This window comes from Zestosphaera sp., assembly GCA_038727705.1.
Classification (GTDB): Archaea; Thermoproteota; Thermoprotei_A; order Sulfolobales; family NBVN01; genus Zestomicrobium.
The window spans coordinates 745,242-757,268 of the sequence record JAVYVJ010000001.1 but is presented as its reverse complement, the minus strand read 5'-3'; the positions used below and the strand labels follow the sequence as shown (position 1 = coordinate 757,268).

General features: G+C 47.4%; 13 protein-coding genes. 4 read left to right on the top strand and 9 right to left on the bottom strand.

Going from position 1 to position 12,027, the window contains the following annotated elements; genetic code table 11:
* On the top strand, positions 1-574 hold a 574-nt coding region (locus tag QW772_04095; protein MEM0038087.1), incomplete at its 5' end, for a zinc ribbon domain-containing protein.
* Between the two features lie 213 nt (positions 575-787).
* On the opposite strand, the gene QW772_04090 is transcribed toward QW772_04095, so the two are convergent.
* Positions 788-1,069, bottom strand: coding sequence for a hypothetical protein (locus QW772_04090; GenBank protein MEM0038086.1), 282 nt, complete (start codon positions 1,067-1,069; stop codon positions 788-790).
* Positions 1,070-1,158: 89 nt separating this feature from the next.
* Positions 1,159-1,602, bottom strand: coding sequence for a ferritin-like domain-containing protein (locus QW772_04085; protein MEM0038085.1), 444 nt, complete (start codon positions 1,600-1,602; stop codon positions 1,159-1,161).
* Between the two features lie 175 nt (positions 1,603-1,777).
* Here QW772_04085 and QW772_04080 point away from each other — a divergent pair, with 175 nt between their 5' ends.
* Together QW772_04080 and QW772_04075 are read left to right on the top strand one after the other, a co-directional pair.
* On the top strand, positions 1,778-2,590 hold the full coding sequence (locus QW772_04080; GenBank protein ID MEM0038084.1) for an arginine deiminase family protein: 813 nt from the start codon (positions 1,778-1,780) through the stop codon (positions 2,588-2,590).
* Between the two features lie 157 nt (positions 2,591-2,747).
* A complete protein-coding gene (locus tag QW772_04075; GenBank protein MEM0038083.1) occupies positions 2,748-4,505 on the top strand; it encodes a Na+/H+ antiporter NhaC family protein in 1,758 nt (585 codons plus the stop codon).
* A gap of 41 nt (positions 4,506-4,546) precedes the next feature.
* On the opposite strand, the gene QW772_04070 is transcribed toward QW772_04075, so the two are convergent.
* The 4 genes from QW772_04070 to QW772_04055 form a co-directional block, all read right to left on the bottom strand.
* Positions 4,547-6,772 carry a beta-propeller domain-containing protein gene (locus tag QW772_04070; protein MEM0038082.1) on the bottom strand — a complete coding sequence of 742 codons (2,226 nt, stop codon included), beginning with the start codon at positions 6,770-6,772 and terminating at the stop codon, positions 4,547-4,549.
* A 117-nt stretch (positions 6,773-6,889) separates the two neighbouring features.
* Positions 6,890-7,312: a winged helix-turn-helix domain-containing protein gene (locus QW772_04065; protein ID MEM0038081.1), complete on the bottom strand. Its 423-nt coding sequence runs from the start codon at positions 7,310-7,312 to the stop codon at positions 6,890-6,892.
* Between the two features lie 77 nt (positions 7,313-7,389).
* Positions 7,390-7,626, bottom strand: coding sequence for a DUF5320 domain-containing protein (locus QW772_04060; GenBank protein MEM0038080.1), 237 nt, complete (start codon positions 7,624-7,626; stop codon positions 7,390-7,392).
* 231 nt (positions 7,627-7,857) lie between these two features.
* A complete protein-coding gene (locus QW772_04055) occupies positions 7,858-9,237 on the bottom strand; it encodes an MATE family efflux transporter (GenBank protein MEM0038079.1) in 1,380 nt (459 codons plus the stop codon).
* 147 nt (positions 9,238-9,384) lie between these two features.
* Here QW772_04055 and QW772_04050 point away from each other — a divergent pair, with 147 nt between their 5' ends.
* Positions 9,385-9,813: a PadR family transcriptional regulator gene (locus QW772_04050; protein ID MEM0038078.1), complete on the top strand. Its 429-nt coding sequence runs from the start codon at positions 9,385-9,387 to the stop codon at positions 9,811-9,813.
* A 16-nt stretch (positions 9,814-9,829) separates the two neighbouring features.
* Here the strand turns inward: QW772_04050 and QW772_04045 are convergent, their stop codons facing one another.
* The 3 genes from QW772_04045 to QW772_04035 all read right to left on the bottom strand — a co-directional run bounded on the left by QW772_04045 (position 9,830) and on the right by QW772_04035 (position 12,024).
* Complete coding sequence (locus tag QW772_04045) at positions 9,830-10,801, bottom strand: ornithine cyclodeaminase family protein (protein ID MEM0038077.1); 972 nt, start codon at positions 10,799-10,801, stop codon at positions 9,830-9,832.
* 121 nt (positions 10,802-10,922) lie between these two features.
* Complete coding sequence (locus tag QW772_04040) at positions 10,923-11,318, bottom strand: phosphate-starvation-inducible PsiE family protein (GenBank protein ID MEM0038076.1); 396 nt, start codon at positions 11,316-11,318, stop codon at positions 10,923-10,925.
* Positions 11,319-11,553: 235 nt separating this feature from the next.
* The gene (locus QW772_04035) at positions 11,554-12,024 is read right to left on the bottom strand and encodes a (2Fe-2S)-binding protein (GenBank protein ID MEM0038075.1); all 471 of its coding nucleotides are present in this window, start codon (positions 12,022-12,024) and stop codon (positions 11,554-11,556) included.
* Positions 12,025-12,027 lie beyond the last annotated feature (3 nt).

Here is a 12,027-nt window from a genome sequence, read left to right as displayed (position 1 = left end):
GCTACGGGAGAAGCACGTTAAAAGAGACTTGAGGAACAAGGTTGCGTCTTTCGTTATTAAGGTAGCTAGGGAGGAGAGAGCTGTTGTTGTTCTGGAGAAGCTTCCCAAGAGGTTTCAGGATAGAGCACTAGAGAAGAACGGGCTGAAGTCACTAGATGCTCACAGGCTTAAACAATCAGCCATCAGAGGCATCCAGAAGCAGGTAGTGGAGAAAGCACTAGAGTTCGGAGTAAAGGTATCGTTTGTAGACCCAAGAGGTACATCTGGAAAGTGCCCTCTCTGCGGCTCCAACTTATCTCCTATGACGGGCAATGCCCAGAGGAGAGGTTGGAGCCCTAGGTTCGTGAAGTGCACGAGGTGCGGTTTCACCCATGACAGAGACGTAATAGGAGCATGGAACATAGCTCTAAAACTAGATGTGAGCCCCGTGCCGTTGGGCTCGAACGGTGTCCATGACCCCTGCGTAGAGTGGCTAGTAGCCACGGTGAACCGCAGGGCAAGAGGCACAACCCGTCCTAGAAAAACCTACAAAAACCTAGGACGGGAAACAGAAGATGCACTAGGGAAGCCTTGATTTTAGTAGTGGGATCGAAAATTCCCCATATAAAGTTCTGCAAGACCTGTCCTTCATTTTTCATACTTCTTTATGAGATCACTAAGTAGTTGGTGATGCTCCTCTTCATTCCTGGCAAGAGCTTCTGCCAGATCTCTAAGAACTAAATGTGGAACTTTTTGAGCCAGTTCTTTGTAATGGTCTATCATCTCACTTTCTATAAGTAAGTGATCCTTAAGAAGCTTTATTATATATTGCTTTTTCCTCAGCTGAGGGCTCTATCTCTTTTAACTTCCTCAATGCTTCAGTATCTTTTTTAAGTGCTTCATCGTAAGCTCTTAACATCCCGTTCATTAACTCTCTATGAATCAGCGTTTCAATAGCTACTTTTTTAAGTACCTCTTCTAGATCCCGCATTTCCATACCGTGTAATCTAAGTACGCTCAGCGCATGCATATATGAATTTACGGCGCTTTCTTCCGTCTCGTGTGCTTTCCTAATTAATTCATAAGTCATTTAAGTACACCTATTTATAGTCTTTTGAATCAAAGCTGATAAATCAGCCTTAACACGTCAACATTTCACATTTTCATCAAGGCGAGGGATTAACCGCCAGGTGCTCCGTGAAAGATCACGTCTTTCCATATAAGCCCCCATAAATCGCTCTCAGTGAAGGCCTCTTTGCGTATGATCATCTCGTAGATCCTTTTTAGGAGCGCGTGATGATAGAGCTCATCTCTGAGGAGAGTCTCTAGAAGGAACTTAATTGCCTTGTTGCTTGTCCCACTTTCTATCGAATCCCTCAAATACTTTATCATCTCTTCCTCAGTTCTTATGTGATGTTCTATTTCATCACCTATCCTGACTAATTCTGTCTCGTCTATGACTGGTCTCTCCCCCCTAAGCAACTCTACCAGTGCATCATAAATCATGGAGTGTTTAAGAGAGTCTTGAGCAACAACTACCATAACTATTCTGACTACGTCATTCTTAACTTCCTTGGCAGAGTCTATTAATTTTCTGGAGTATTCCCTCTCTACTTTACTCATCTCACCAAATGAAGAATCCCGCAAAACTAATACCACCTCCATTAATTAACTAAGAAAAGTATTAAAGCTAAACAAGACTTAACTTTATGGAATAGCAATATTGAATTGCCTGTCTATCTAACATTACGAACTCATTTATTTAGGTCAGCAATGAAATTATTGGGGTTGGTGTGAGTTGCCTGCAGGTGAGGGAACCCCAGGCTCTAGGCTTTTTGACTCCGTCATTGTTAGACCGCCTACTAAAGACCTTACTAAGTGTGTTTCAACCCATCCTTTTAAAGATACGTTAGATGTGAACCTGGCGCTCAAACAACATGAAGAGTACATTAAGATACTTTGTGAAGAAGGCATCCACGTCTACACGCTACCTCAGCTTGAGGGCTCTCCTGACTCCGTATTCGTACAGGACACCGCGATAGTTAGGTCCTCTAAGAGACAGGCGCTGATCTCGAGATTCGGGGAGGCGAAGAGGAGGGGGGAAGAGGACAGTGTGGAGAATTTTCTCAAAAAAGCAGGATTTACCACCTACAGAGTAGGGCCGCCGGCGACGCTTGAAGGCGGAGACGTCCTGATTACCAACATTGGCATGGTGTATGCCGGCATGACTTCCAGGACGAATTCCTTTGGCATTGAGGCCCTGAGGCATTTTCTCGAAGACCATAAGGTAATAGCTGTTCCTACGAGTAAGGTGTTTCACCTACTCTCAGCAGTCAATTACATAGGAAATAAGGCGGTTGCAATAGTCCCAGAGCTTGTTGACCCACTATTTTTTGAAGGGTTCATGCAGATCCGCGTGCCATTGGAGGAAGCGTATGCAGCGAACATGCTGTATCTGGGCGACAACAAGATACTTCTTCCTGAAGGATACCCTAAAACTGTTGAGAGGTTGAGGAGCTCAGGATATAGAGTCATTGAAGTAGATGTGTCTGAGTTCAGGAAATGCGATGGAGGTGTAACGTGTCTAAGCCTTCCACTCTACTTAATCTAAACCTATAACGTGTTGACGCATTAAGAGTACCTCAGAATTAAGTAAGGCTTAAAGCTCGTACATCCGCATTTTTAATATATTCTAGATGTTATATAATAACAAAGTTTTTAAGGTCCTCCCACTATACTTATATTGTATGTAGTCTGGTGACTGTGAAATGAATCGAAATATCATCAAGTGGGTCGTAGTCGTTCTGGTAATTATAATCGCTCTAATTGCGTACGCACCGCCGAACGCTGAGTTCATGCCTGAGGAGAAGAGATTTCCCTACGTAACGTTCCCGCTACTGCCTCCTATACTCGCCATAGCCCTGGCGATGAGCACTGGTGAGATCATACCAGCGTTATTCGCCGGTGTCTGGATAGGTGGCCTCATGGTGGCTGGCTACAACCCTCTAGGAGCTACGGTCCAGTTGATTGACTGGTATATAAAAAACGCAACGGACTCTTGGAACGCCGCGATATTACTTTACGACTTCGTGTTAGGGGCCTTTATGGGTCTCCTATACGCGTCAGGCGCAGTACACGAAGCTGCAAGAGCGATCTCCAAGAGAATCAAGACCGCCAAGGGCGCGAGCACGGCGGCTTCACTCCTGGGAGTCGCTGTGTTTTTCGATGACTACGGGAACACGGTTATAGTCGGTAACTCCATGAGACCTGTTACAGATCAGTTGAGAGTCAGTAGAGAGCTGCTCAGCTATATAGTCGACTCAACGGCAGCCCCTGTCGCGGGGATAGCGCTCGTGTCCTCCTGGATCGGGTATGAAGTAAGTCTGATAAAAGACTCCATAGATACATTGAGGATGCAGGCAGAGCAGGGGGTTGTAAGTGCGGCGCCTGCCTACGAGGCATACTTCATGTGGCTGAATGCAGTTCCATACCACTTCTACTCCATCTTTGCTATTTTGATGGTATTTCTAGTGGTTCTAACGAGAAGGCATTACGGTCCTATGTTGCACGCAGAACATAGGGCTGTTAAGGAGGGTAAGGTACTTAGGGACGGGGCTACTCCACTGTTGCCGACGGAGGAGGTTTTGGGTGCTGAGCCTAAGTCCAGAAAGCTCGCCTCAGGCTGGCTATTCGCAGTGGCTATGCTGGTCCTAGTTATAATGACCCTCTTCGGCATGTGGGGAACGGGGGCTGAGAATTTATCCAGGTTCTGGGAGACGCCCTTTGTGGACGCGTTAATGAACGCTGACACTGCTAAGGCTCTCTTCTGGGCTGGTATGGCTACATACTTTGTGACGTTCGCATGGATACTCTTCGGGAGGATCATGAGCTTCAGGGACGTGATGAAACAGACGGTGAGGGGGATGTACCTCATGGTCCTGCCCAACACTATATTACTTCATGCGTGGTGCATCAAATCGGCCACAGATGCTATAAGCACCGCTGACTACACAATCCACGGCGCTGTAGCTGTAGGACTCTCGGCGTTGTTAGTCCCGCTGATAATATACGTGGTCTCCATGTTCATATCATTTACCACAGGAACAAGCTGGGGGACATTCGGTGTGATGATGCCGATAGCGATGCCTATGGCTTGGCAGTTAGCCCTACTGCAGTTTCCTAACGACATCAACATGGCTTACATGCTCGCATTCGCTTCTATAGGCGCAGTCTTCGGGGGAGGCATCTTCGGTGATCACTGCTCACCCATAAGTGACACAACGATAATGTCATCAATGTTCTCCGCAGCCGACCACATAGACCACGTCTCAACTCAATTACCATATGCTGTGACGGCAGGGTTCGTGGGCATAGTGCTCTACGCACTCCTAGCCGCAGGATTCTCTAATCCGTTAATCCTGTTGCTGATAGGCTTTGTGCTGCTCATACTACTGCACATGATTCTCAACAGGTGGTACAGCAAGAAAGCTAAACTACCGCCTGTAGTTCCTAATTACCCCACGTAATGTTTTTAGTAATATTAAAGTATAAAAACGTGAGCAACTACTTACTTTTCTACTAGCGGTATCTCGCCCAGCTTCTCCAAGGAATCTATATTGAATACCTTAATCAAGTTCGCCGAGACTGTGTACAGTTCGTCACCCACGTAAACTGATCTGACAGCATTCTCATGCTGTAGCAGCGTCTTCACCGCCAGATAATCGTTGTTGTAGGTTACCACGAGCATTCCACCCGACGTATATGACCAGGCGTAACCGCTGACAGGTATGAAGAGTAGGCTTCTATCTAGGTGCACTGTTACTGCGTGATGGTCATTGAGTGCCGGCGTCCACGCGGGAGATATTTTTACACTCGCTACCTCCTTCATGTTCGTTGGGTCTGACACATCGAAGAGCGAAATCTTGAGTTTGGAATCCTCCATACCTATGCCGAGTAGCCTATCCTTAGGTAGTGGGTGCAGGTACTCGCTGAAGCCAGGTATCTTCAGGTATCCAAGAACCTTTGGGGTCTCTGGGTTGGAGAGGTCGATCGCAAACAGTGGGTCGACTTGCCTGAAGGTAACTAGGAAGAAGACGTTCTTCATCAGTCTGGCCGAGTATATTCTCTCACCGCTGGCGAGTCCTCTGAGAGATCCTGCGACCTGCAATGACTTCAGCTCCACTGCGAACACATTATTGCTGGTTTCACCTGCAGAATACACTGATACCAGCAGTCTGGGCTCAGTATATTCACTAGGGATCCGGGGAGTCCCTTCCGAAGCCGGGACAGTGACCTTCCTTGTCGTGCATACTCCACCTCTACACTCCTCTACCTCAATTGTTTGAGGTCCTTGCGTCTCCTTGAGTGTGTAATACCTGAAGATGGGTTCGTACACTACTCTAACCGAGTAATTGTTGCTGGTCGTAGCTACTATGAAGTAATTCCCCATCTCTTCCATCGCGAACTGATCAAGCAGGTTGCCTGGAACCTCAAACGACCCCCTTAAATTCACCTCAAGGCCATCTATGCTGAAGACGTAGAATGCAGTAATTTCAGACTTAACCTTAGTGTTGACCTCTTCAGTCACTAATGCAAGCAGATTCTTACGATCCTCCTCAGGTAGTCCTGACAGATGCGTCTCAACCACCTTTATCCCATCCTCTACACGGCCCTCTCTGAGAATCTGCGATAATTTACTAGCTACTTCTCCAGGTAAATATTTCATGAAGGCCTCAAGCGTGGATAGGTAAGCCTCAACTACGTTGTAGGATCTTCCTTGAGCTACGTAGAGGTTCTCACGGGACATGTAGAGCCAGCTACCACCTCCGGTGATAAATGAGTACGTTGCGTATCTTAGGTCCTTCAGGCTCAGCGCTACTATCACGGTGTATGAGTTAGGGCTTCGGTCAACAGCGACCAGGGACTTTAGAGATACCGGCGCATTATTTACTAAAGGAACGGACGGTTCACTGAACGGCATGTTAGTCACGATGTAGAGGTAACTGCCCGAAAGCCTGGAGCTGAGCAGACTCCCGGTTATGGTGACTTTACCTAGTAAGGCAGGTTTGCTGGCGTCACTAATGCTGAACACGTATGCCGTGATGTTGGAAATCCCCGGAGGAACTATGAGGCACCTGCATTCCGCTTCAGCCCTCAATGGGTATGGAGCGCCTTGGCTCTCTGTCAAGACTATCAACTCGTTCTCATAGAGGAAGAGGCCTGTGACGTATTCGTCAAAACTAAGCGTGCTCAAAACCCTCTTCTCAGCGATCCCCACTACATGCACCTTACTTCCGGAAGCAACTGTGATCACCTTGCCGTCCGTCTTGACCACATCAGATTCATCAATCCCTTCAACCTGCACGTTGGTTTTAGAGACACTGGTGGTTGAGGAGCCTTGAGACGCGTCCTTGGAGGGAAAAGCCTCGAAGGCAGGAGTGGCTGTCAGGGTGGCTGAAGCTAATGTATTCGGCACCCCCCTCAAGTACGTGGAATACCTGGTGTACGGGTTGGACAGACGAGCGGTCAACGCGTTCAAGTTACTCACGTTTTTTAGATACTGTGAGAGCTCCTCATAGCTGTTGAAACTCCTCAACCCTTCCACACTTACTAGCTTCAAGTCAGCCTGTTGCGCGCTGGAAACGCCTGTTAGGTATCTGTAGATGGTCTGAGTGGTTGTTTGGCTGTAGTTGAGCACGTTAGTGAACATGGTGTTCGAGGCTAGGGGTAACGAGATCCCTATAGTAAGGATCACGAGGGCCACTAGCACGAATGTAGTTCGATTCACACGCATCACCTCAACTATATCTACCAACTAGAGACTAGATAACTCTACAGTTGAAACGGGGCTGTTCCAACATTAGAACACGGTAGCCTATGAAACAGTGGGGAGCTATTGCACAATCCCAGCCTAAGAAAGCCTGAGCCTGGACCTCATATTTAATGCCTCAGCAGTGAATAATATGAAAGCCAGGGCGCATGAGGCTATTAGTAAAACCCTGTCGACGTCGAGCAGGCTTGTGGTCGCTATCACGAGCACTTCACCCAGGGCTATGCCTAGAAAGAATAAAGAGTATATTGCAAGCCTCGGTATGAGCTTTCTGCCAAGGAGCACGTAGCCCTCTAATGTAACCATCCTAGTTATCACGTACCCATCCCCCCTTCTACCGATGAAACCCAAATCCTCAAGCCTCTTGAGATGGTAGTAAACACTGCTCACCGGGATCTCTAGCGCTCTAGCGATCTCCCTCACACCTCTAGGCTCGCTAGACTCTAGAAGGTAGACATAGATCCTCAGGGCGACCCTTCCTAGCTCATCAACCTGCACTGACATCAAACATACCAAAGATACATCTACGACGTGGACTAAAAACCGTAGATCAAGACACCTCCTCAAAGATCGCATAGCATCTATGGACTATCCTTCAGCCTACTTAACCTATCCTCCACATTTTTTATCTGTTCCTGAAGAAAGGCTCTTAACTCCTCCAGATACCTTACCTCATCCTCCCTACTCAAGGTTTCTAGCGTTTTTGTAGTCTGCCACCTCCAGTAGCAACCTCTAAACACCCAATCAGGGCTCTCTAAAGTATGTGGTTGCACGAAGGACCCGTGCTCTAAGCGATGGCTATATCTCCTCCAACCCATACGCCTTCACCTCTGATGGATGGTAGGTCCTGGTACTACTCAAGACCGGCTTCATTCAAATATCCTCCATAAATGAATTACCTTTAAGGATTTTTATTGTTCTGATAACAAAATATTGAATGTAAACAATTTAAGGTAGTGATGAAAGGTTCACGATGACTATAGCTGGATTCAAGTCCATGCAGTTGTTCATGAGCTACTTGAGAGTTTTTTGAGGTGACTAACCTATATTCACCTTATCACTGGCTTAGCCCAATTCCCGTACTTAACCCACGCAACGGAGCCTAAACCGCTGATTATGTTACTTAAAGCCATTGCAAGCCAGATCCCGTAAGATTGCAGGCCCATAACGTAGGATAGCAAGTAACCCAGACCTATCCTGACACCCCATAATCTAACCATGCCTATGACCGTTGGTACTGTGGTATGTCCAGATCCCCTGCCCACAGACATGCCTACGAAGAACATGGTGAAGAACGGTAGGCTGAAGATGAAGGTCTCAAGAAACAGCATTGCCTCTCTAAATATGAGGGGATCCACAGTGAAAACCTGGATAAGTTCCCTCCTAACGGTAAACACCGCAAACGCCCCTGCTGCAGTCAGTAAGCCTACAGATAGGGTGGCTCTGTATGCTATCTTTCTGGATCTACCGATATTACCGGCACCGAGATTCTGGCCGATCATTATGGCTGTCGGCATTGTTAAACCCCACATCACTGCGTCCGCTATGTCCATAACTATGAACCCTATCGCGGCAGCCGCTGTGGCGATCACTCCGAACGAGTTGATTAACGCATTCTGAAGCATGAAAGCGACGCTGTTGGAGGCGTGGAATACGTAGACAGGCCCGCCTATACGTAAGTTTCTGGAGATCCAGTACCTATCGATATTGCTGGTAAAAGCTATCCTCAAGTCAGGGAACTTACGCTTTGTCAAGTAGATCAGCGTGGCTACTCCAACAAGCCTCGAGAGGACTGTGGCTATTGCAGCCCCGGTAGCCCCCATCATTGGGAAGGGCGGCATACCCAATATGAGGAAGGGATCCCAGACTATGTTGATTAGTGCTGAAATCCCCCCAACGACTGCTGGGGTCCTTGTGTCACCGACTGACTGAAGGATGGTTGAGTAAGTTATTGAGAAGCCAGACAGTATTAGATCCATGAAGATTATTCCAGAGTAGCTCATAACTTCGTCAAATATCTCAGGCGGAGTTCTGATGACGTAAGTGAACAGGTAATACCTTAGCATAAAGTACGTAATGCCAAACATGAGGCTGGTGATCGCTGTGACTGTGAAGAACCTGGATGCCACATCACTAGCCCCTCCATATCTCCTGGCGCCTATATACTGGGATAAGAGTGCCATGTTAGCTGTCGAAAGTGCCATGTTGAAGGCGTTGAAAAACGTGAAGGGCGGCCACGCCTGCCTAGGGACGGCCATAGCCACGTCGCTATACTTGCTCAGCCAGAAAGCGTCGGCAACGTTATATGAAACGTTAACGAGCTGTACAATCATTAACGGAAACCCTAACCACAGTAACGTCTTAACTATGGGGCCGTTGACTATCTCGTTTCTGTATCTTTCGATCGTGATTGCTGATGTCCAAGCCACCTGTGGCACCTATTTTTACGTTTGCTATATTCTTTAGGAATATATTTTAGCCAGGCTTAATAAGCTATAGTACAGCCTAAGCCACGCAATGCCCTTATTAGGGTTCTCTAAATATATATGTGGTATCGTCAGGCGGCGGGTGTTAGCGTGGCTAGAAGAAGAAGGACGCAGGTGCTCAGACACCTAATCTTAGCTGTCCTAGCTACTGAGGTAGAGCTTCATGGTTATGGAATATATAAGAGGATTGTTTACGTGACTCAGTCCGTGTGGAGGCCGTCTATAGGGACTTTGTACAGAACCCTGAACGAGATGACCCGTGAGGAGCTTGTGAACAAGGTTGTCGTGAGTGGTAGGAAGGTTATCTACAGGATAACTGAGAGGGGGTTCGAAACCCTCGCTAAAGAGACGCTCCCTCACGCGACGAAATCGGCAGGCATATTGTCTGAGTTTATCGAGGCTTACAGAATGATGCATGGGAGGGGTGATCTAACTGCCTTACCTGAAGAGTTCAAAGAGAGACTGTTACGCCTACATAAGGCTTTAGAAGAATTTTTGAAGGAGTTTAAAATAACTTAAGCCTAGGCTCAGGTAGTTAGAGCTCCACCTCAGTACCTAAGCCTCTGGCTCTGGCGAGTTTGTAGGCGAGGGCGGCTGCACACACGTCCTGTATTGCCAGACCTACACTCTTAAATAAGGTTAGTTCATCACCCTCACGACCTTTCTTAATGCCTGAAGCCACCTCACCTAATTCAGCCACGTCATCAATCCTTATGAGACCTCGTTCTATCGGCACTCGTATGTCACCAGTCTCCTCAAGTACTGCCTTCCTAGAGTCAACTACGACTTTACTGAATTTAGTTATTGCACCGTCATCTAGCGCTCTATGGTCCCTCGCGTGAGCACCTATGCTCACAACATGTTGATTCCTACCTAACCACCTGCCAAAGATCACGGGCTCTTTGGTCGTGGACGCTTCAACAATGACCCTAGATCTTCTCACTAGGTCCTCATGTGAAGAGGCCTCCATGACTCTGAACCCAGCATCCATAGCCCAAGCCTTAAAGGACTTCATCGCCTCACCTCTTACGTCATAGATTATCACGTCATCCGTCTTGTAGACGGAGGCTATAAACTTGAGTTGTTGCTTTGCCTGAAAGCCCGTCCCTATTATCCCTACAGGTCCTGACTCCCTAGGAGCCATGTATTTCGCCGAAACCGCACTTGCTGCACCAGTTCTCAGAGCCGTCAGGATGCCGCCCTCCACAACTGCCACGGGAGTTCCGGTCACTGCGTCGAATAAGGCCACCACAGCCTGTATGGTAGGTAGCCCTCTACCAGGATTCTGAGGTATTAAACTAACTACCTTCACACCCACTCCGTAGCCAGGTACGTATGACTGCATGACACCCCACCAGTTGCCCTCAACCCACATAACCGTCCTGGAGGGGGTTACGGTTTCATTCCGCGAAAATTTAATGAATCCCTGCTCGATCTCAGGTATCAGTACCTCAGGCTTAAGCAATTCCTCAAGCTCGCGACCCTTAATCAGAAGAAGTCTGACCAAGTTAGAACCACCTATTGTTAGAACGTGTTAAGGTTAAAAAATGGAAATCAATGCGTAGCATTGAACAACCCTCGTCCTCTAACTCTAAAAGCCTGAAGGACGTAGGTTAAGAAGGAAAATTCTAGGAGGCCAAAATCCGTTGCTCTCGTACTCTCTTAACGTAGACTCTAGTTTTAACGATCCAGAGGGCCAGTATGACCGCTACTAGGGAAACACTACTGACAAAGAGGTCCACAGTAGTTTTCGAGATTACCGATATGTATATCTCCCTAATAGCTATAACCGCCGCCGTCTCCATTAACGCTAGTAGATACTCCTCACCCCTCACAGCCAGGACGCTTCTAAGGAGTTCCGAAAATATGAAGAGCAGTAGTATGTAGTCAACAATCAGCTTTAGCTCATTTACTGTTGAGGTGTAGGATACGAGTTGCCCCAAATCCCTTACAAGGTAGTATAGAGTTATGACTATCATGATGCCTAGAGTTGCTAGGATCACCACGTCTACCAAGTACATCATTAGGTTTACAATTCCCCTCACTTTAGCGTGCGTTGACGTAAGCCCCACGCTGATGCCCTTGGAATTATACCTGACTTAGCTTATTAATAAGTCATACGCTGTGGTTACTGACTAAAGGCCCGTGTTGGGCAAGTCTATGTTCAGATATTGCCGGCTAGCTTAAGTTGTGCGGTATTAGTGAAATTCAAATACGCTGAGGATCCAAATGCCCTAATAAGATCTGTGTGCTAGAATGCTAGGATTGCGTCCTTAATTCCGCAACCTTCTTGACAGCCTTGATTATGTTGATGTATCCAGTACATCTGCACAAGTTACCCCTCAGGTACTCTTTGATCTCCTCCTCAGTCGGTGTTGGTTTCTCCTTGAGCAGATATTCACTCATGACCACAAACCCTGGTATGCAGTATCCACATTGGACAGCACCCTCTTCAATGAAGGCCCTCTGCACCTCGCTTAGTTCACCTTCCCTAGACAATCCCTCAATGGTGGTCACCTCCTTCCCACTGACTTCTACAGCAAGTGTTAGGCAGGAGAGTGTAGGCTCACCATCGACCAATACCGTGCATGCCCCGCATTCACCCACACCACATACGTATTTCGTTCCGGTCAAGCCCAACCTATCCCTCAAGACATTCACTAGTAATTCATTAGGGTTGACGTCAAGCGACACCACATTGCCGTTAACCTTAAACGAGATCTTTACCATAGT